This is a genomic window from Allobosea sp. CER48, from assembly GCF_044752385.1.
Taxonomy (GTDB): domain Bacteria; phylum Pseudomonadota; class Alphaproteobacteria; order Rhizobiales; family Beijerinckiaceae; genus Allobosea.
Map to the genome: position 1 here is coordinate 1 of NZ_JBIWYK010000012.1, position 18,151 is coordinate 18,151.

The 18,151-nt window shown below is 67.6% G+C and carries 19 protein-coding genes; 12 read left to right on the forward strand and 7 right to left on the reverse strand.

All coding sequences use genetic code 11. The features are described 5' to 3' along the window. Nucleotides 1–77: 77 nt before the first annotated feature. Nucleotides 78–974 carry a bifunctional DNA-formamidopyrimidine glycosylase/DNA-(apurinic or apyrimidinic site) lyase gene (mutM, locus tag ACIPIA_RS01110; protein ID WP_400505846.1) on the reverse strand — a complete coding sequence of 299 codons (897 nt, stop codon included), beginning with the start codon at nt 972–974 and terminating at the stop codon, nt 78–80. A gap of 114 nt (nt 975–1,088) precedes the next feature. On the opposite strand from mutM, the gene ubiE reads away from it, so the two are divergent. Both ubiE and ubiB read left to right on the forward strand, forming a co-directional pair. Beyond that, nucleotides 1,089–1,850 (forward strand): bifunctional demethylmenaquinone methyltransferase/2-methoxy-6-polyprenyl-1,4-benzoquinol methylase UbiE, encoded by a 762-nt coding sequence (ubiE, locus tag ACIPIA_RS01115; RefSeq protein ID WP_400505848.1) that lies wholly within the window; start codon nt 1,089–1,091, stop codon nt 1,848–1,850. A 130-nt stretch (nt 1,851–1,980) separates the two neighbouring features. Beyond that, nucleotides 1,981–3,537, forward strand: coding sequence for a 2-polyprenylphenol 6-hydroxylase (gene ubiB / locus ACIPIA_RS01120; RefSeq protein WP_400505850.1), 1,557 nt, complete (start codon nt 1,981–1,983; stop codon nt 3,535–3,537). A 12-nt stretch (nt 3,538–3,549) separates the two neighbouring features. Here the strand turns inward: ubiB and ACIPIA_RS01125 are convergent, their stop codons facing one another. After that, nucleotides 3,550–5,004 carry an AMP nucleosidase gene (locus ACIPIA_RS01125; RefSeq protein ID WP_400505851.1) on the reverse strand — a complete coding sequence of 485 codons (1,455 nt, stop codon included), beginning with the start codon at nt 5,002–5,004 and terminating at the stop codon, nt 3,550–3,552. A gap of 225 nt (nt 5,005–5,229) precedes the next feature. On the opposite strand from ACIPIA_RS01125, the gene ACIPIA_RS01130 reads away from it, so the two are divergent. Genes ACIPIA_RS01130 through ACIPIA_RS01145 form a run of 4 tightly spaced genes read left to right on the forward strand, consistent with a single transcriptional unit; the run spans nt 5,230 to nt 7,164 of the window. After that, nucleotides 5,230–5,577: an ArsR/SmtB family transcription factor gene (locus ACIPIA_RS01130; RefSeq protein ID WP_400505853.1), complete on the forward strand. Its 348-nt coding sequence runs from the start codon at nt 5,230–5,232 to the stop codon at nt 5,575–5,577. Between the two features lie 41 nt (nt 5,578–5,618). Next, complete coding sequence (locus ACIPIA_RS01135) at nt 5,619–6,164, forward strand: SRPBCC family protein (protein ID WP_400505855.1); 546 nt, start codon at nt 5,619–5,621, stop codon at nt 6,162–6,164. A gap of 53 nt (nt 6,165–6,217) precedes the next feature. Beyond that, on the forward strand, nt 6,218–6,700 hold the full coding sequence (locus ACIPIA_RS01140) for a DUF1579 domain-containing protein (RefSeq protein ID WP_400505857.1): 483 nt from the start codon (nt 6,218–6,220) through the stop codon (nt 6,698–6,700). A 29-nt stretch (nt 6,701–6,729) separates the two neighbouring features. Further along, nucleotides 6,730–7,164 carry a VOC family protein gene (locus ACIPIA_RS01145; protein WP_400505859.1) on the forward strand — a complete coding sequence of 145 codons (435 nt, stop codon included), beginning with the start codon at nt 6,730–6,732 and terminating at the stop codon, nt 7,162–7,164. 122 nt (nt 7,165–7,286) lie between these two features. Here ACIPIA_RS01145 and ACIPIA_RS01150 read toward each other — a convergent pair whose 3' ends face one another. The 5 genes from ACIPIA_RS01150 to ACIPIA_RS01170 form a co-directional block, all read right to left on the reverse strand. Then, nucleotides 7,287–8,042, reverse strand: a complete 756-nt coding sequence (locus ACIPIA_RS01150) for an SDR family NAD(P)-dependent oxidoreductase (RefSeq protein WP_400505861.1) — start codon at nt 8,040–8,042, stop codon at nt 7,287–7,289. Continuing rightward, complete coding sequence (locus ACIPIA_RS01155) at nt 8,015–9,052, reverse strand: ketopantoate reductase family protein (protein WP_400505863.1); 1,038 nt, start codon at nt 9,050–9,052, stop codon at nt 8,015–8,017. Before ACIPIA_RS01155 ends, ACIPIA_RS01150 begins: the two co-directional genes overlap by 28 nt. Nucleotides 9,053–9,061: 9 nt before the next feature. Then, a complete protein-coding gene (locus ACIPIA_RS01160) occupies nt 9,062–10,009 on the reverse strand; it encodes an isoaspartyl peptidase/L-asparaginase family protein (RefSeq protein WP_400505865.1) in 948 nt (315 codons plus the stop codon). Between the two features lie 150 nt (nt 10,010–10,159). Next, on the reverse strand, nt 10,160–11,752 hold the full coding sequence (locus ACIPIA_RS01165; protein WP_400505866.1) for an ABC transporter substrate-binding protein: 1,593 nt from the start codon (nt 11,750–11,752) through the stop codon (nt 10,160–10,162). Nucleotides 11,753–11,754: 2 nt separating this feature from the next. Then, on the reverse strand, nt 11,755–12,300 hold the full coding sequence (locus ACIPIA_RS01170) for a MarR family winged helix-turn-helix transcriptional regulator (RefSeq protein WP_400505868.1): 546 nt from the start codon (nt 12,298–12,300) through the stop codon (nt 11,755–11,757). A 122-nt stretch (nt 12,301–12,422) separates the two neighbouring features. Here ACIPIA_RS01170 and ACIPIA_RS01175 point away from each other — a divergent pair, with 122 nt between their 5' ends. The 6 genes from ACIPIA_RS01175 to ACIPIA_RS01200 all read left to right on the forward strand — a co-directional run. After that, a complete protein-coding gene (locus tag ACIPIA_RS01175) occupies nt 12,423–13,166 on the forward strand; it encodes a creatininase family protein (RefSeq protein ID WP_400505870.1) in 744 nt (247 codons plus the stop codon). A gap of 22 nt (nt 13,167–13,188) precedes the next feature. Then, nucleotides 13,189–14,163: an ABC transporter permease gene (locus tag ACIPIA_RS01180; RefSeq protein ID WP_400505872.1), complete on the forward strand. Its 975-nt coding sequence runs from the start codon at nt 13,189–13,191 to the stop codon at nt 14,161–14,163. Continuing rightward, on the forward strand, nt 14,160–15,038 hold the full coding sequence (locus ACIPIA_RS01185) for an ABC transporter permease (protein ID WP_400505874.1): 879 nt from the start codon (nt 14,160–14,162) through the stop codon (nt 15,036–15,038). The genes ACIPIA_RS01180 and ACIPIA_RS01185 overlap by 4 nt, the downstream gene beginning before the upstream one ends. 163 nt (nt 15,039–15,201) lie before the next feature. Further along, nucleotides 15,202–16,917: a dipeptide ABC transporter ATP-binding protein gene (locus ACIPIA_RS01190; protein WP_400505876.1), complete on the forward strand. Its 1,716-nt coding sequence runs from the start codon at nt 15,202–15,204 to the stop codon at nt 16,915–16,917. An 11-nt stretch (nt 16,918–16,928) separates the two neighbouring features. Then, nucleotides 16,929–17,828, forward strand: a complete 900-nt coding sequence (locus tag ACIPIA_RS01195) for a polysaccharide deacetylase family protein (RefSeq protein WP_400505878.1) — start codon at nt 16,929–16,931, stop codon at nt 17,826–17,828. Nucleotides 17,829–17,940: 112 nt separating this feature from the next. Then, nucleotides 17,941–18,151, forward strand: a 211-nt coding sequence (locus ACIPIA_RS01200; protein ID WP_400505880.1) for a hypothetical protein, incomplete at its 3' end; no start/stop codon positions are given.

An 18,151-nucleotide genomic window follows, 5' to 3' on the forward strand; every position in this document is an offset into this window, starting at 1 on the left:
GCTTCCGTCGGGATCCTCATTTTGAGGGGGGCAAGGCTTGAGGGAGGCAAGGCCGCTCGCAAGCGGCCTGCAAGCCTCTAGCGAAGAGCCCGCTTCTGGCAGCTCTCGCAATAGAAGGTCGAGCGCCCGGACTGCACCAGCCGCTTGACCAGCTTGCCGCAGCCCGGCGTGACGCAGGTTTCGCCTTCGCGGTCATAGACCTTGAAGCGGTGCTGGAAATAGCCGAGCGAGCCGTCGGCATGGGCGAAGTCTCTCAGTGTGGAGCCTCCGGCAGCGACGGCCTCCTCGAGAACCTCGCGGATGATGCGGGCAAGCTCATGCGCCTTCTCGCGCGGCCGACCGGTCGGTGTCGCGATCGTTCCCGCCTCGGCTTCCGGGTGGAGGCCTGCCCGGAACAGGGCTTCGCAGACATAGATGTTGCCGAGACCGGCCACGAGCCGCTGGTCGAGCAGGGCGGCCTTGAGCGGCGCGATCTTGCCCGCGAACAGCCTGGCCAGCGTCTCGCCGGAAAGCTCGTTGCCGAGCGGCTCGATGCCCATGCCCGCGAAATGCTTCGATGTCGCCAGCCCGGCACGCGGCACGAGGTCCATGAAGCCGAAGCGGCGCACGTCGTTATAGGTGACCCGCGCGCCGGATCCCATCTCGAACACCACATGGTCGTGGATCAGGTGCCGGCCGATCTCATTATAGTAGGAGCCCGGCTCGGTCGGCGGCGTGCCGGGTGCCTCGACGATGAAGCGCCCGCTCATGCCGAGATGCATGATCAGCGCCTCGCCGTCGTCGAGATCGGCGACCAGATATTTCGCGCGGCGCGAGAGCGACTCGATCCGCCGGCCCGTCAGCCGCTCGGAAAAGCGGTCGGGCAGGGGGAAACGCAGGTCGGGCCGGCGCAGCTCGACGCGCGCGAAGCGCTCGCCCAGCATGGCTGGCTCCAGCCCGCGCCGGACGGTTTCGACCTCGGGTAGCTCGGGCATCCCTGAACTCTCTTGTAAAGCCTGCGTCGAGACGGGCCGCGACAAGCCCGCCGCCATTGGCTATTCATCGCCTCAGGCGAAGACAAGACAGATTTGCACAAGGCCTGCCCGACCGTGACAGCAGCTTCCGACACCACCCATTTCGGCTTCGAGACGGTGAAGCTCACCGAGAAGCAGTCGAAGGTCGACGACGTCTTCCACAAGGTCGCCAACCGCTACGACCTGATGAACGACCTGATGTCGGGCGGGCTGCACCGCGCCTGGAAGAGCGCGCTGCTGACCGCGATCAACCCGGCAAGGGACCGCCCCTTCCACCATCTCGACGTGGCCGGCGGCACTGGCGACGTCGCCTTCTCGGTGCTCGAAGCCGGCGGGCCGCAGACCGATGTCACCGTGCTCGACATCAACGCCGACATGCTGCGCGTCGGGCGCGAGCGTGCCGACAAGCGCTTTCCGGACGACGACCGCATCCGCTTCGTCCAGGGCAATGCCGAGGAACTCGGCCTGCCCGGCGACCATTTCGACTGCTACACGATCGCCTTCGGCATCCGGAACGTGCCGCGCATCGACAAGGCGCTGGCCGAGGCCTATCGCGTGCTGAAGCGCGGCGGGCGCTTCCTCTGCCTCGAATTCAGCCATGTCGACGTGCCGCTGCTCGACAAGATCTACGAGACCTATTCGTTCAAGGTCATCCCGCCGATGGGCCGCATGGTCACCGGCGAGGCCGAGCCCTACCAGTATCTCGTCGAATCCATCCGAAAGTTCCCGAAGCCGCAGGCCTTCGCCGGTATGATCGAGGATGCCGGCTTCCGCCGGGCGAAGTTCACGCCGATGACGGGCGGGGTCGTGGCGCTGCATTCCGGCTGGAAGCTGTGATGGTCTGTCCCGCGTCATGTTCGGCCTGGTGCCGAGCATCCACGTTTCGCGGCGCGGATGAAGGGAAGACGTGGATGGTCGGGACAGGCCTGACCATGACGGGAACGCCTCGCTTGCAGGCGCGCCACGCATGATCTCGTCCTTCTTCCACATGCTGCGCGGCGCGCACGTCGGCTTCGTGCTGGCGCGCGAGGGCGCTCTCGCGCTGGTCGACCCGTCCGTGCTGCCGCCGCTGGCGCGCGGCCTGATCCGCATGGGTCGGCTGATCGAGCGGCGCGGCGCCGGCTCCTCGGCGACGCGGCTCGCGGCGGCGCTCACCCGTCTGGGACCGTCCTACGTCAAGTTCGGGCAGTTCCTCGCGACGCGGCCCGATGTCGTCGGCATGAAGATCGCCGAGGACCTTTCGGCCCTGCAGGACCGGATGCCGGCCTTCCCGATGGCCGAGGCGCGCGCCATCGTCGAAGCCGCGCATGGCGTTCCGCTGGAGGCGCTGTTCCCGGAATTCAGCGAGCCGGTCGCCGCCGCCTCGATCGCGCAGGTCCACCGTGCCCGGCTGAAGGATGGCCGCGAGGTCGCGGTCAAGATCCTCAGGCCCGGTATCCGCGACCGCTTCAACCGCGATCTAGCCGCGATGCGCTTCGGCGCCGAGCAGGCCGCGGCGCGTTCGGCCGAGGCGCGCCGCCTGCGTTTCACCGGCGTGGTGGAGACGCTGGCGCGCTCGGTCGCCATGGAGATGGACCTCCGGCTCGAGGCCGCGGCGCTCTCCGAATTCGCGGAGAATACCAAGGACGATGCCGATTTCCGCGTACCGGAGCCAGACTGGCAGCTCACGGCGCGCGAGATGCTGGTCGATGAATGGATCGACGGCGTGCGCCTCTCCGACGTCGACGGCCTGCGCGCGGCCGGGCACGACCTGCCCGAGCTCGCCCGCAAGATCATCCAGTCCTTCCTGAAGCATGCGATCCGGGACGGCTTCTTCCATGCCGACATGCATCCCGGAAACCTCTTCGTCGATGCGGAGGGGCGCCTCGTCGCGGTTGACGGCGGCATCATGGGGCGCCTCGGCCTGAAGGAGCGGCGCTTCCTTGCCGAGATCCTGCTCGGCTTCATCACCCGCGACTATCGCCGGGTGGCGCAGGTGCATTTCGAGGCGGGCTATGTCCCGGCCCATCACGACGTCGAGGATTTCGCCCAGGCGATCCGCGCCGTCGGCGAACCGATCCACGACAAGCGCGCCGACCAGATCTCGATGGCCAAGGTACTGACGCTGCTCTTCGAGATCACCGGCATGTTCGACATGGCGACGCGTACCGAGCTCGTCATGCTGCAGAAGACCATGGTGGTGGTCGAGGGCGTGGCCCGCTCGCTGGACCCGCATCTCGACATGTGGGGCACGGCCGACCCCGTCGTGCGCGACTGGATCACCGCCAATCTCGGCCCGATCGGGCGGCTGCAGGAGGCCGGACGCGGCGCCCATTCGCTGCTCGGATCGCTCGCCGCATTGCCGGACACGATCGGCCGGGCCCAGCGCGTGCTCGGCCAACTGGAGGACGCCTCGCGCAACGGCTTCGCGCTCGACGAGCGCAGCGTTGCCGCGATCGGCCGCGCGGAGGCCCAGCGCAACCGCTGGGGCACCGCAGCGCTCTGGGTGATCGCGGCGCTCGTCGCCTATGGCGTGTTCGGCTGAGGGCCGCGCGGCCTAGCGGAACGGCGGCTCGTCAAAGCTGCGCAGCTTGCGCGAATGGATGGCGGAGCCCGCCTCCTTCAGCTTCTCCAGCGCGGCGAGCCCGATCCGCAGATGCTCGCCGACCGCCCGCTCATAGAAGGCGTTGGCGGCGCCGGGCAGCTTGATCTCGCCATGGAGTGGCTTGTCGGAGACGCAGAGCAGCGTGCCGTAGGGCACCCGCAGCCGGTAGCCCTGCGCCGCGATGGTGCCGGATTCCATGTCGACGGCGATGGCGCGCGACAGGTTGATGCGCCGTCGCTCCTTGGTCCACTGCAGCTCCCAGTTGCGGTCGTCCTGCGTGACCACGGTGCCGGTGCGCAGCCGCTGCTTCAGCCGGTCGCCCTTCTCGCCGGTGATCTCGGCCGCGGCCTGCTGCAGCGCGACCTGCACCTCGGCGAGGGCGGGGATCGGGATTTCCGGCGGGACCAGTTCGTCGAGGATATGGTCCTGCCGGAGGTATGCATGGGCGAGCACGTAGTCGCCGATGATCTGGGTCTGGCGCAGGCCGCCGCAATGGCCGACCATCAGCCAGCAATTGGGCCGGAGCACCGCCAGATGGTCGGTGATGTTCTTCGCATTGGAGGGCCCGACGCCGATATTGACCAGCGTCACGCCTTCGCCGGTCTTCCGGATCAGGTGATAGGCCGGCATCTGGAAGCGATGCCAGGGCGCCGACATCACACGCTCCGCCGCCGAGACGTCGACGCCGTCCCTGTCGATGCGGATGCCGCCCGGCGCGACCAGCGCCTCGGCCGTGCCGGCCTCGATCTCGGCCAGGCCCAGCCGGACGAACTGGTCGACGTAGCGGTGGTAATTGGTCAGCAGCACCCAGGGCTGCACCGCGCGCCAGTCCGTACCGGTATAGTGCATCAGGCGCCGTAGCGAATAATCGACCCGGACCGCGTCGAACAGCGAGAGCGGCCGCGGCTCGCCTTCGATCAGGTCGTAGGTGCCGTCGGCGATCTCGTCGCCGACGAGCGCGAGCAGCGGTGTCGGGAAGTAGCGGGCGAGCTCGGCGGCTGTGATCTTCCCGCGCCCGAGTTCGTCGCCGCCCTCGATCGCATAGGGGTAGGGAATTTCCTGCGTGCTGATGCCGGTCTCGATCGTAGCGCCATATTCGGCGACGAGCGGCCTGAGCTGATCGAGCAGATAGGCCCGGAACTCGGCCGGCTGGGTCACCGTGGTCGAATAGATGCCGGGCGCGGCGAACTTGGCATAACCCCGCCGCGTCGCCGCCGGTAGCTTCGACGGCTCGTAGGTCACGCGCAGCATCGGGTAGCGGTAGCGCTCGCGATCATCCGGGGTCGGCGCCTCGCCGGTGTCGAAGAAGCGCTGCAGGTCGCCGCGCAGGGCCGAACGGGCTTCGTCATAGAGCCGTTCGAGCCGGTCGACGGCGGCTTCGGGGGTCGAGGCAGTCTCGAAACTCATGGGCGGGTGCATCCTCCTTGCCTCCCGATTCTAGAGCATTTCCGCGCGAAATGGACACCGCCTCGCCGGAAGAAAATGCACCGAACCGCCGCTGTCCTCGTCGCGCGCCCCTGCTCCTGACAATAATCGTCGGCGATCCGCCGCAACCTGGGCGAGAGGCGCTTGACAGCGGGAGGGAATACCAATAGTAAACCTATCAGTTAATTAACTGATCGGTTTCATAAGATGTCGACGGACCCGCTCAGCCTGACCTTCGCAGCCCTTGCCGACCCGACGCGCCGCGCCATCCTGGCCCAGCTGTCGCAAGGCGAAAGTTCGGTGAAGGAACTGGCCGAGCCCTTCGCGATGAGCCTTCCGGCCGTCTCGAAGCACCTGAAGGTGCTGGAGCGCGCCGGGCTGATCACGCGGGGGCGGGAAGCCCAGTGGCGGCCCTGCCGGCTCGACCCCGGTCCCTTGCAGGACGTTTCGGAATGGCTGGAGCACTACAGCCGCTTCTGGGACCAGAGCCTGGGTCGGCTGGACGAGATGCTGCGCGAGATCAAGACGAAACCACCCGATGAACCGGGCGTTTGACGCTCGAGCTTTCCTTCAGCCCCTTCTTCCAGGTGACTGTCATGCTCAAGACCATTCTTCTCAGCCAGCTTGGCATCGTCGTGGTCGGGATCGCCGTCGTGCTGATCCTGGCGGCCCGCAAGCCCGACACCTTCCAGGTCACCCGCACGGCCACGATCAATGCGCCGCCGGAGCGCGTCTATGCGCTGATCGCCGATTTCAAGGCCTGGGGAGCCTGGTCGCCCTGGGAGAAGAAGGACCCGGCGATGAAGCGGACCTATGGCGGCCCCGAAACCGGCACCGGCGCGACCTATGCCTGGGCCGGCGACAAGAACGTGGGCGAAGGCAGCATGCGTATCGTCGATGCCAAGGCGCCTGGCAGGCTCGCGCTCAAGCTCGATTTCATCAAGCCGTTCGAGGCCCATAACGACGTCGTCTTCTCGCTGACTCCGCAGGGCCCGGCCACGGCCGTGACCTGGACCATGACCGGCCCGACGCCGTTCATCGGCAAGATCATGCACGTCTTCATGGACATGGACCGCATGGTCGGCGGCGACTTCGAGTCCGGCCTGACGGCGATGAAGACCGCGGCCGAGCGTCCCGCCTGAACCCTTCCACAATCCCGACCAACCGCAACACCACAGTCAGAAGGATCGAATCCATGATGGGTGAACCGCAGAAGGAACATGAGTGGCTGCAGCAGCTCGTCGGCGAATGGGAGGCCGAAATGACCTGCTCGATGGGGCCGGACCAGCCGGCCTCGACGTCGAAGGGCACGGAGGCCGTGCACTCGCTCGGCGGCCTGTGGACCCTGGGCGAGGGGCAGGGGCAGTCGCCCGAGGGTCAGCAGGTCACCAGCGTGATGACGCTCGGCTTCGACCCGGCCAAGGGCCGCTTCGTCGGCAGCTTCGTCGCCTCGATGATGACGATGATGTGGACCTATGACGGGGCGCTTTCCGCCGACGGCAAATCGCTCGTCCTCGACACGGAAGGGCCGAGCATGGCGGGCGACGGCTCCATGGCGAAATACCAGGACGTCATCACCTTCCTGTCGCCCGACCATCGCACGCTGACCTCGCGCGCCCTGGGGCCGGACGGCCAGTGGGCCGAGTTCATGGCCGCCCACTACCACCGCAAGAGCTGACCCGATCCACGCCAGCAGGAGTGAGAACGATGAAACTGTCGACCTATTTGATGTTCGAGGGCAATTGCCGCGAGGCCTTCACCCATTACGAGAAGGTGCTGGGCGGCAAGATGCTGGCCATGATGGACCACAAGGGCACGCCCGCCGAGGAGCATGTCCCGGCCGAATGGCGGGACAAGATCCTGCATGCCTGCCTCGAGATCGACGGGCAGCTGTTGATGGCTTCCGACGCGCCGCCGGACCGTTCGGACGGGCCCATGCGTTCCGTTTCGGTCAGTGTCGGCGTGGCGACGCCGGAGGAGGCGGACCGCATCTTCAACGGCCTGTCCGAGGGCGGCGCCAAGGTCACTATGCCGATGGCCGAGACCTTCTGGTCGCCGCGCTTCGGCATGCTGGTCGATCGCTTCGGTACGAACTGGATGGTCGGCGCCGAGCAACCCGCTGACAAGATGGACTGCGGCTGAGATAGGGATGGCATGATTCTCGGGCCTGGCCCGGGAATCTAAGGCAGAACAGCGAGCTGGAGCCTCCTCCGGAAAGAGATGCCCGGGTCAGGCCCGGGCATGAGGGCGTGCTCCAGCCACTCTTACGACCGCCCGCCATCCACCGAGAGCACCTGCCCGCTGATCCACCCGGCCTGTTCGCTCAGGAAGAACAGCGTCGCGTTCGCGATGTCCTGCGCCGTGCCCAGGCGCCTTGTATGGATGCTCTCGAGCAGCCGCTTCTGGCCTTCCGGCCCATAGCTCTGCCACTGCCTTTCCGAGGCCGGGTTGGAGCGCACGAAGCCCGGCGCCACCGAATTGACGGTGATGCCGTGCGGGCCGAATTCCCAGGCCAGCTGCCTGGTCAGCCCCACCAGCGCGTGCTTGGCGCTGGCATAGGCCTGGATGCCGGTCAGGCTCGGCCGCAGGCCTGCGCCCGACGAGATGGTGACGATCCGGCCATAGCCGCCCCGCTTCATCACCGGGGCCGCCGCCTGAGCCAGGAAGAAGGCCGCATCGACATTGGCGGCGAAGATCACCCGCCAATCCTCTTCGGAAATCTCCTCGATCGACCGGCCGACCTGTCCGCGCACGCCGCCGGCGGCATGGACGAGGAGGTCCAGCTTGCCGCCGGTCGCGACGATGTCGCGTACGAGTCCCTGCGCCGCCTCGGCGGAGCCGAGATCGGCCGCATGCCCCGTTGCCCCGATCTCCCGCGCCGCCGCCTGCACGCCCCCGGCGTCGATATCGGCGAGGTGGACACGCGCGCCGGCTTCGGCGAGCGCCGCGGCAATCGCGCGGCCGATGCCCTGCGCCGCCCCGGTGACGAGGGCTACGCGGTTGTCGAAACGGATTTGCATCGGTCGATCAGCACCTTCAGCGTCTCGAAGGCCATCGGGCGGCGGCCTTCCTCGATGTCGTGGATCAGGGAGACCAGAGTCTCCAGCGCCGGCGTCGCCACGCCGACCTCGCGGCCCAACATGGCGATAATGCCGATCTGCGGGTCGACCTCGGTCTTGCGATTGCGCACGGCCAGGTCGCGCCAGATTCCGGAATGGGTCTTGGCCGTCTGCGAGGTGTAGTCGGCCAGCCAGGCGATCGTCTCGACCTGCGGGCCCTCGGGCCGTCCGGGTGCGAACACCATCGGATCGAACGCGCCGAAGCCGAGCGATGTGACGTCGCGCTTGGCGGCAACGGCGCCGACCTCGCGCCCGAGCGCGAGCCAGACCGGCAGGCGCTGGGGATCGGCGAAATTCGCCGACATGGAATCGTCGGTCAGCGCCGTGCCGAACAGCATCGCGCCATAGGCGAGCTTGCCCCAGAGATAGCCGAAGATGTTGCCGGTCAGGATCGCGTCGGGCTCGAACAGCCGCATCAGCCGATGCATCTCGGTGGCGCGTTCGCTGATCGTTCCATCGAGCTCGCCGACGACCGTTGCTCCGCGGTTGCCATAGAGGATGTCGCCGGGCCCGAGCCAGTCGGCACCGAAATTGACGAAGCAGCCCATGGTGCGCCGCTCGCCGACCGCCCTGGCGATCGCGAGCTCGTTGAGGCCGTTCTGGGCCGAGAGAACGAAGCCGTCCTGCGCCAGGTGCGGCTCAAGCGCCGCGAGCGCGGCCTCGGTTGCGCCGGCCTTCACCGCCAGCACGATGCGGCTGTAGCGGCCGGACAGCTCGGCCGGCGTCACCGCGGGCACGATCTGCGTGAACGCGTCGACGGGGCCGCTGACCGCGAGGCCGCGGGTTCGGCAGGCCTCGACATGCTCGGCGACGATATCGACGAGCAGGACCGGCACGCCGGCCCGCGCCCAATAGGCGCCGAGCGTACCGCCGATCGCTCCCGCGCCCCAGATCAGGATCGGCTCGCTCATCGCGTCGCCTCAGGCCTGTCCGGCCATTTCGACGTCGCCATGCGTGGCGACATGGATCAGGCCGTCGGGCGTCACCCAGCCGCGATACATGCCATCGGTGTTGAAGGGCGCGACAACCGTTCCGTCCGCGCCGACCGCCACCAGCCCGGCGCCGATCCTGTGCTCCGAGAGTTCCGCCATGACCGCCTGCGTGGCCGCTTCCAGCGACAGGCCCTTGTAGGCGACGAGCGATGCGATCTCGTGGCCGACGCAGTAGCGCATGAAATACTCGCCCTTGCCGGTGCCGGAGACGGCGCAGCGTCCGTCGCGGGCATAGGTGCCGGCCCCGATGATCGGGGAATCGCCGACGCGGCCGGCGGGCTTGTTGGTGTATCCGCCGGTCGAGGTCGCGGCGGCAAGGTGGCCCTGCGCGTCGCAGGCGACGGCGCCGACCGTGCCGTGCTTCTCCGCCTCGCTGGCCTCGGACGCGGTGCCGACGATCTCGCGGATCTTCATCGAAGCCAGGCTCTTGCGCCTGCGCTCGGTGGAGAAATGCTCGTTGGCGACGGTGTCGACGCCCTCATGCTCGGCAAATTCGTCGGCGGCGGGGCCGGCGAGCAGCAGCGGGTCGCCGCGCAGCATCAGCGCCTTCGCCGCCGAGACCGGGTTGCGGATGCGCTTGGCGGCGCAGATCGCGCCGGCCGCCAGCGTCGCGCCGTCCATGATCGAGGCGTCGAGCTCATGCTCGCCATCGGTGTTGAAGGCGGCGCCATGGCCGGCGTTGAAATGGGGCGAATCCTCCATAACCCGTACGGCAGCCTCGACGGCATCCACCGCCGTTCCGCCCTTCGTCAGGATCGTCCAGCCGGCACGCAGGGCGCTGGCGAGATCGGCGCGGGCCTGCGCCCATTCGGCTTCGGTCATCTCGGATTTGGGCAACGTGCCGCATCCGCCATGGATGGCGAGAGCGAGGGTCATGTTCGTTTTCCGATCAGTCGTCGTTGATGAGGCGGCCGGCCGCCATGCCCGCTCCTTGGCGGGCATCCACGGCTTGATCGCCGGAGCGGGCGATCAAGCGCAGACGTGGATCGTCGGGACTAGCCCGACCATGGCGCGAAGGCGGTCCCGTTACTTCTTGGCGGGCTTGATGTCCATCGCCAGCGTGTCCTCATCGACGCGCGGGCTGATCGTCACCTTGTCCTTCTGCATCGCCCAGGCCGAGCCGACCGCGGTGATCGGCAGGCGCGGCCGGTCCTTGGCGACGATCGCGGCGACATCGGCCAGCATCTGGTTGCGCTTCGCCTCGTCCATCTCGACGGCCGCGTCCTGGATAAGCTTGTCCACCTGCGGGTTGGCGTAGTTCTGGATGTTGAAGGCGCCGAGCTTCCTGGCCGGGTCGTTCGAATGCACCAGCGAGGACAGGGTGTAGTTCGCCTCGCCCGTGAGTGTGCCCCAGCCCGACATCGACATCGAGAAGTCGCCGCGCAGGCGAGCGGGGAAGAACACCGCGCCCGGCTGGGCATTGGCGTTCACGTCGACGCCGATCCGCGCCAGCATCTGTGCGATCGAGGTGCCGACCTGCCTGTCGCCTGGCAGGCGGTCATTGGTGAAGGAGAAGGTGATCTTGAAGCCGCTCGGGTAGCCGGCCTCCTCCATCAGCTTCCTGGCCTTGGCGATGTCGGGCTTCAGCGCCGGCAGGCTCTTGTTGAAGCCGGCGATGGTCGGGGTGACCAGCTGGTTCGCCGGCGCGCCTAGACCTTCCATCGCGATCTCCGCGAGCGCGGGGCGATCGATGGCGAGGTCGAACGCCTCGCGCACCCTGACGTCCTGCAGGGGGTTCTTCGGCAGGGGCGAGCCGTCCTTGGCGGTGACCTGCGGGGTCTTGTCCCGCATGTCGAGTTCCATGTTGAAGAGATAGACGCTCTCGACCGTCGCGACATTGAGCTTGGGATCGCGCTTCAGCGTCGGCACGTCGGAGGCCGGGGCGCGCACGATGATGTCGACCTGGCCGGCCTTGAGCTGCGCTACGCGGGCGGCGTCGTTGGGCAGTTCCTTGCGCACGACCTTGGCCCAGGGCTCCTTCTCGCCCCAGTAGCCATCGAAGCGGTCGAGCACCATCTGGTCCTTCGGCGTCCAGGAAACGAACTTGTAGGGGCCGGTCCCGACGGCCGCCTTGCCCGAGTTGAAGGCCTCGTTGGCGCTGTCCTTGGTCAGGCCGGCCGCCGCCTTGTGCGAGACGATGAACAGCCGGATGAAGTCGTTCGGCAGGTTCGGCGCCGGCCCGTCTGTGACGATATGGACCGTTAGCGGATCGACGATCTTCACCTCCTTGACGCGTCGGACATAGATCGTCGTCGGGTTGGGGCCGGCGACGACCGGGATGCGCTCGATCGAGAACTTCACGTCCTCGGCGGTGAAGTCCGAGCCGTCATGGAACTTGACGCCGGGGCGCAGCTTGAACTCCCAGACCGTGGGCTCGAGCGTCTTCCAGCTCAGCGCCAGCCGCGGCTCGATCTGCAGCTTGTCGCCGGACCACGTCAGCGTGTCGAAGACATGCTTCAGCGCTTCGGCATGGGTGCCCGTGGCGGTGAAATGCGGGTCGATCGACTCCGGTCCGGCGCGGACGCCGATCGTCAAAGTCTGTGCCAGCGCGCCGGTCGAGACCGTGGCGGCCAGCAGGGTGGCGAAGGCTGCAAGGCGGAAGACGCGGGCCGGTTTCATTCTCAGTTCCCCTCGTGTTCGAGTTCGTTTGGCCAGCTGGGCGAGGCGATGACGAGCCTGTCGAGCAGGGCACAAAGCTGCTGCTGTTCGTCCTCGCTGAGACGGGACAGCATCGAGTTCTGGTGCTGCACCATCAGCGGCATCGTCTCGTTGAAGATCTTCCGGCCGGCCGCCGTCAGGTGCAGCACGTAGCTGCGCAGATCGGCCGGGTCCGTCTCGCGCTTGAGCAGGCGCCGTTGCAGCAGCTTCTGCACCGCGCGCGACAGCGTGTTCTTGGGCAGGCCGGAGGAGGCGACGATGTTCTTGGCGGCGACGCCCTCGCGCAGGCCGACCGCGTAGAGCGCTACGAATTCCGGACGGACGAGGCCGTATCGGGTCTCGATCCAGCGGTAGACCGGGTCGTTGAAGCGGAACGCGAGGAAGTTGAGCCGGAAGGAGAGCCAGCAGGGATTGTCCCAAAGCTTCGTCACGGTCAGCGGATCGAGTTCGGCAAGCGCGGCCTCGCGCTCGGGATCGACGCGCGAAAGAGAAGTCGGCGAGCGCCGCATGGGAAAGCCTCCCTGCCGAATTAGTTCCAAATGGAACTTGACGCTCCCGGAGGCCGGAGTCAAGGATGCCTGCGGCTGGAGTTTCCGTCCGACGGGCTCCCGTCGGTCGCCAGGTTGCGACCATGACTGTCTACCGCTTGACGAAGCGAAGCAAGGATCGCGCCGTGCTGGTCGCAGAGATGAACTGGATGCAGATCGAGGCGCAGGCCAAGCGGGACGATCGCTGCGTCCTGCCGCTCGGCAGCGTCGAGCAGCACGCCTATCTCAGCCTCGCGACCGACGTGATCCTGTCCGAGCGGGTGGCGAAGGAGGCGGCCGAGCCGCTCGACATCCCCGTCTTCCCGGTGCTGGCCTATGGCATGACGCCGGGCTTCCTGAATTTTCCGGGCAGCATCTCGCTCAAGCTGAGCACTTATGCGGCGCTGCTCGGCGACATCCTCGACGGCTTCTATCGTTCCGGATTCCGCCGGATCATGCTGGTCAACGGCCATGGCGGCAATTCACCGGCGCTTAACTTCGCGACCGAGTGGCTCGATCGTCATCCCGACGCCAGCGTCAGGCTGCACAACTGGTGGGCGGCGCCGCAATTCCAGGCAGCCGTGAAGGCGATCGACCCCGCTGCCTCGCATGCGTCCTGGATGGAGAACTTCCCCTGGACCCGGCTCGCAGGCGTGGCGATGCCTGCCACGCTGAAGCCGCCCTTCAACGTCGCCGAATATCAGGCGGCGAGCCCCGCGAAGCGCCGCGCGATCCTCGGCGACGGCAATTTCCACGGCGTCTACCAGAGGCCGGACGAGGACATGCTGAAGGTCTGGCAGGTCGGCGTCGAGGAGACCCGCGCCGCCATGGTGGAGAACTGGCCGTGAGGCCGACCCCGGGGCTGAGCGCATGCTAGGCCACGTCGCCGTCCGGCTGGCGCAGGCGCTCGTCGTCATGCTCGTGATGTCGGTGCTGGTCTTCGTCGGCGTCTACGCGATCGGCAACCCGATCGACGTGCTGATCGGCCCCGATGTCAGCCAGGAGCTCAGGCTCCAGACCATCGCCCATTACGGGCTCGACCGGCCGCTCTGGGAGCAGTACCTGACCTTTCTCGGCCGCGTGCTGCATGGCGATTTCGGACGTTCCTTCGTCTTCGGCATGCCGGTGATGCAGCTCATCCTGTCGCGCCTGCCGGCGACGCTGGAGCTCACCCTGGCGGCCGTCTGCGGCGCGGCGCTGATCGGCATTCCCGCGGGCATCTATGCGGGATACCGGCCCGATGGCTTCGCCTCGAAGCTGATCATGACCGTCTCGATTCTCGGCTTCTCCGTGCCGACCTTCTGGATCGGCCTCGTGCTCATCATGGCCTTCGCCGTGGAGCTGCAATGGCTGCCGGCCGGCGGGCGCGGCGAGACGGTCTCGGTCTTCGGCATCGAGTGGAGCTTCCTGACGCCGAACGGCCTGAGCCACCTCCTCCTGCCGGCGCTCAACCTCGCCTTCTTCAAGCTCGCCCTGATGACGCGGCTCGCCCGGGCCGGGACGCGCGAGGCGATGCTCTCGGACACCGTGAAATTCGCCCGCGCCGCGGGGCTTTCCGAATGGACGGTGCTGCGCCGCCACGTGCTGCGCCTCATCGCCATCCCGCTCGTCACGGTCTTCGGGCTCGAGTTCGGCTCGACGCTCGCCTTCGCCGTCGTAACCGAGACGATCTTCTCCTGGCCCGGCATCGGCAAGCTGATCATCGACTCCATCCAGTCGCTCGACCGGCCGGTGATGGTCGCCTATCTCATGCTCGTCGCCTTCGTCTTCATCACCATCAACTTCCTCGTCGACCTCGCCTATGTCGGGCTCGATCCGCGGCTCCGGAAAGCAGGCGCGCGATGAAGGACGCCTCTCCCGCAGCCCGCTTCTGGGCCGAGTTCCGCGAGAGCAGGACAGCGGTCGTCGCGCTCGGCGTCGTCGTGCTGATGATCGGCATCGCGCTGCTGGCGCCGCTGGTCGCGCCGCAGGATCCCTACGACCTCGCCAATCTCTCGCTTTCCGACGCGCGCCGTCCGCCCGGCTATGTCGGCGATGGCGGGTATACCCACTGGCTCGGCACGGATGCGCAGGGGCGCGACCTGTTCTCGGCCATCCTCTACGGCCTGCGCATCTCCCTGCAGATGGGGCTGGTCGCCGGCGCGCTGGCCTTCGCGCTCGGCGTTTCGCTCGGCATCGGCGCGGCCTATGTCGGCGGGCGCTGGGAAGCCTTCATCATGCGCGTCGTCGACCTGCAGCTCGCCTTCCCGGCGATCCTGCTGGCGCTGGTGCTCTCGGCGCTGCTGGGGCAGGGCAAGCTGCAGCTCATCGCTGCGCTCGCCGCCGCGCAATACGCCTATTTCGCCCGCACCGCACATGGCGCAGCCTCGGCCGAACGCGGCAAGGACTATGTCGAGGCGGTGCTGTCGACGCCGCTGCCGGGCTGGCGCGTGGTCCTGCGCCACATCTTCCCGAACTGCCTGCCGCCGCTGATCGTGGTCGCGACCGTGCAGGTCGCGAATGCGATCGCGCTCGAGGCGACGCTCTCCTTCCTCGGCGTCGGCCTGCCTGTGACCGAGCCTTCGCTGGGCATGCTGATCGCCAACGGCTTCCAGTACATGCTCTCCGGCCGCTACTGGATCTCGATCTATCCCGGCATCGCCCTGATCATCCTGATCGTCGCGATAAATCTCGTCGGCGATCGCGTCCGCGACCAGGTCAATCCGAGGCTGAAGCGATGAGCGGACACCTTAGATACATGAGCCCTCATCCCGAGGAGCCGCGCAGCGGCGTCTCGAAGGATGCTTCAGGAGGCGCTTTCATCGGGAGCCGGATCATCCTTCGAGACGCGCCTGCGGCGCTCCTCGGGATGAGGGCTGAGGGACACCGGCGGGGCGAACGGCGATGAGCGAGGCGCCTCTCCTTCAGGTCACGAACCTCGCCACCTATTTCCACGCCCGGGCCGGCGTGGTGAAAGCCGTCGACGGTGTCTCCTTTGCGCTGAAGCGCGGCGAGGTAATGGGCCTCGTCGGCGAGTCCGGCTCGGGCAAGAGCATCACCGGCTTCTCGATCATCGGCCTGATCGACCCGCCCGGCCGCGTCGAGCCCGGCTCTGTGGTTAAACTGGAGGGCCGCGAGCTCGTCGGCCTGTCTCCGGCGGAGCTCCGCGCCATCCGCGGCAAGCAGATCTCGATGGTCTTCCAGGACCCGATGATGACGCTGAACCCGATGCTGACAATCGGTACGCAGATCCGGCTGGCGCTCGAAGCGCATGAGTCGGTTTCCGGCGCCGAGGCGCGCCGGCGTGCCGTGGCAGCGCTCGCGCAGGTCCGCATTCCCGATCCCGAGGCCAAGGTCGATTTCTATCCGCACCAGTTCTCCGGCGGCATGCGCCAGCGCGTCGCCATCGCGATAGCCCTGTTGCACCGGCCGAAGCTGATCATCTGCGACGAGCCGACGACGGCGCTCGACGTCTCCGTGCAGGCCGAGATCCTTGCCGAGATGAAGGAACTGGTCGCGGAGCTCGGCACGGCGCTGATCTGGATCAGCCACGACCTCGCCGTCGTCGCCGAGCTCGCCGACCATGTCTGCGTCATGCGGCACGGCAAGATCGTCGAGGCCGGTCCGACGCTCTCGGTGCTGACCCACCCGCAGCATCCCTACACCCGGGCCCTGCTTGCCGCACTGCCCTCGCGCGCCGAGCCGGGCACGCTGCTCGCCGGTGGTGCAGGCTCCGATGTCGCTCCGCCGCCTCGCGCTGAGAAGCCGGCCACCGCCCGGCCTGCGGACGACGCCGCGCACTACGTTCGCATCGAGCACGTCGCCAAGCGCTTCGCTCAGACGCCCGGCCTGTTCCGCAAGCTCGTCCAGAAGGCGGGCCTGTCGAAGGCGCCGGCCGCGGTGCAGGCCGTGGACGATGTCACGCTGGTGCTTCGGCGCGGCGAGGCGCTCGGCCTCGTCGGCGAATCCGGCTCCGGCAAGTCGACCCTCGGGCGCGTGGCGGCCGGCATCTACGCGCCGGACCATGGCCTGGTCCGCATCGACGGCGCGCCGGTGATGAACACCGGCGAGCACCCGCACAAGATCACGACGCGGGTCCAGACGATCTTCCAGGATCCCTTTGCTTCGCTCAATCCGCGCATGACGGTGGGTGACAGCATCGCCGAGGGACCGCTGGCACACGGCCTCGTCAAGGGCGGCGAAGCGAAGACCTATGTCCGGCAATGGCTGGCGGCGGTCGGGCTCGATCCTGATTTCGCGGGCCGCTACCCGCATCAGTTCTCGGGCGGCCAGCGCCAGCGCGTCGCCATCGCGCGGGCCCTGGCGATGCAGCCGGACGTGGTCGTCTGCGACGAGCCGGTCGCCTCGCTCGACGTCTCGATCCAGGCGCAGATCATCAACCTGCTGATCAGGCTCCGGCAGGAACTCGACCTGACGCTGATCTTCATCTCGCACGACCTCTCGGTCGTCCGCCATCTCTGCGACCGGGTCGCCATCATGTATCGCGGCAGGATCGTGGAGAGCGGCCCGGCCGGCGAGGTCTACGACCATCCGCAGCACGACTACACCAAGCGCCTGCTCGCCGCCGTGCCGGTTCTGCCGGGCGCCGCCACCATCTGAGGAGAGCGACGATGAGCGATAGCGAACTTCTGCCCTGGCAATGGCCGGAAGAGGTCTGGCGCGGCAAGGTCGAGCAGGTGCGTGCCGGCCGCAATCTCAAGCCGGCGAAATGGAAGAATGGCGCCCGCTGCGCCGTGGCGCTGTCCTTCGACGTCGACCACGAGACCAACGAGCTGCGCGACGGCGGCAAGTCGGTCGGCCGCCTGTCATGGGGGCAGTACGGCAATCGCGTCGGCGTGCCGCGCATCCTCGATCTTCTGAAGCGGCAGGACATCAAGGCCAGTTTCTTCGTGCCAGCCGTCACCGCGCTGCTCTATCCCGAAGAGCAGCGGCGCATCATCGGCGAAGGCCACGAGATCGGCCTCCATGGCTGGATCCACGAGGTCAATACGGCCGTGCCGCCGGCGAACGAGCGCGAGCTGCACCTGCGCTCGGCCGACACGCTGGAGAAGATCACCGGTATCCGCCCGGTCGGCATGCGCACCCCGTCCTGGGATTTCTCCGACGTGACGCTGTCGATCGAGCGCGAGCTCGGGCTGCTCTACGATTCCTCGCTCTTCGCCGATGACGACCCCTATGAGATCGTCGAGAAGGGCGAGCCGACCGGCATCGTCGAGCTGCCGGTCGAGTGGATCCGCGACGACGCGCCCTATCTCAGCATGAACCGCTTCCAGGCACTCAGGCCCTACACGCCGCCGGAAGCGGTCTTCGACATCTTCCGCCGCGAATTCGAGGGCGCCCATGCCGAGGGCGGGCTCTTCCTGCTCACGATGCATCCGCATGTCATCACCTATCGCTCGCGCTTCTGGATTCTCGAGGAGCTGGTCCGGCTGGCCAAGGCGAAGGGCGACTGCTGGTTCGCCACGCATGCCGAGATCGCGGCCTATGTGAAGGCCGAGGCTGGCCTCTGAAACGCCGGGGGCGGGGGAACCACTGCCCGATTCTCGCCGTTTTCGCTTCATCAGGGGTTCAGGCCGCAGCCGGCCTGATGCCCCGATGTTGAAACGAAGAACGGAAATTGCAATGCGCACGAAACGCTGGCTGCTGGTCGGAACCGTCCTGCCGGCCCTCGTCCTGTCGCAAGCGGGGCAGGCTTTCGCCGAAGCCGGATATCGGTTGGCCCAAGCCCCTGCCGCCGGCGACGACCAGCCGGGCCAGGGTCCGCGCCAGCGTCAGCCCGGCGCGCAGCCCGGCCAGCAGCGCGGCCCGGAGCGCCCGACGCCTCCGGGTGCGC

Coding starts and splice junctions, on each gene's coding strand:
- mutM (WP_400505846.1), bottom strand. CDS start 974: ATGCCCGAGCTACCCGAGGTCGAAACCGTCCGGCGCGGGCTGGAGCCA.
- ubiB (WP_400505850.1), top strand. CDS start 1,981: ATGATCTCGTCCTTCTTCCACATGCTGCGCGGCGCGCACGTCGGCTTC.
- ACIPIA_RS01125 (WP_400505851.1), bottom strand. CDS start 5,004: ATGAGTTTCGAGACTGCCTCGACCCCCGAAGCCGCCGTCGACCGGCTC.
- ACIPIA_RS01130 (WP_400505853.1), top strand. CDS start 5,230: ATGTCGACGGACCCGCTCAGCCTGACCTTCGCAGCCCTTGCCGACCCG.
- ACIPIA_RS01135 (WP_400505855.1), top strand. CDS start 5,619: ATGCTCAAGACCATTCTTCTCAGCCAGCTTGGCATCGTCGTGGTCGGG.
- ACIPIA_RS01140 (WP_400505857.1), top strand. CDS start 6,218: ATGATGGGTGAACCGCAGAAGGAACATGAGTGGCTGCAGCAGCTCGTC.
- ACIPIA_RS01145 (WP_400505859.1), top strand. CDS start 6,730: ATGAAACTGTCGACCTATTTGATGTTCGAGGGCAATTGCCGCGAGGCC.
- ACIPIA_RS01150 (WP_400505861.1), bottom strand. CDS start 8,042: ATGCAAATCCGTTTCGACAACCGCGTAGCCCTCGTCACCGGGGCGGCG.
- ACIPIA_RS01155 (WP_400505863.1), bottom strand. CDS start 9,052: ATGAGCGAGCCGATCCTGATCTGGGGCGCGGGAGCGATCGGCGGTACG.
- ACIPIA_RS01160 (WP_400505865.1), bottom strand. CDS start 10,009: ATGACCCTCGCTCTCGCCATCCATGGCGGATGCGGCACGTTGCCCAAA.
- ACIPIA_RS01165 (WP_400505866.1), bottom strand. CDS start 11,752: ATGAAACCGGCCCGCGTCTTCCGCCTTGCAGCCTTCGCCACCCTGCTG.
- ACIPIA_RS01170 (WP_400505868.1), bottom strand. CDS start 12,300: ATGCGGCGCTCGCCGACTTCTCTTTCGCGCGTCGATCCCGAGCGCGAG.
- ACIPIA_RS01175 (WP_400505870.1), top strand. CDS start 12,423: ATGACTGTCTACCGCTTGACGAAGCGAAGCAAGGATCGCGCCGTGCTG.
- ACIPIA_RS01180 (WP_400505872.1), top strand. CDS start 13,189: ATGCTAGGCCACGTCGCCGTCCGGCTGGCGCAGGCGCTCGTCGTCATG.
- ACIPIA_RS01185 (WP_400505874.1), top strand. CDS start 14,160: ATGAAGGACGCCTCTCCCGCAGCCCGCTTCTGGGCCGAGTTCCGCGAG.
- ACIPIA_RS01190 (WP_400505876.1), top strand. CDS start 15,202: ATGAGCGAGGCGCCTCTCCTTCAGGTCACGAACCTCGCCACCTATTTC.
- ACIPIA_RS01195 (WP_400505878.1), top strand. CDS start 16,929: ATGAGCGATAGCGAACTTCTGCCCTGGCAATGGCCGGAAGAGGTCTGG.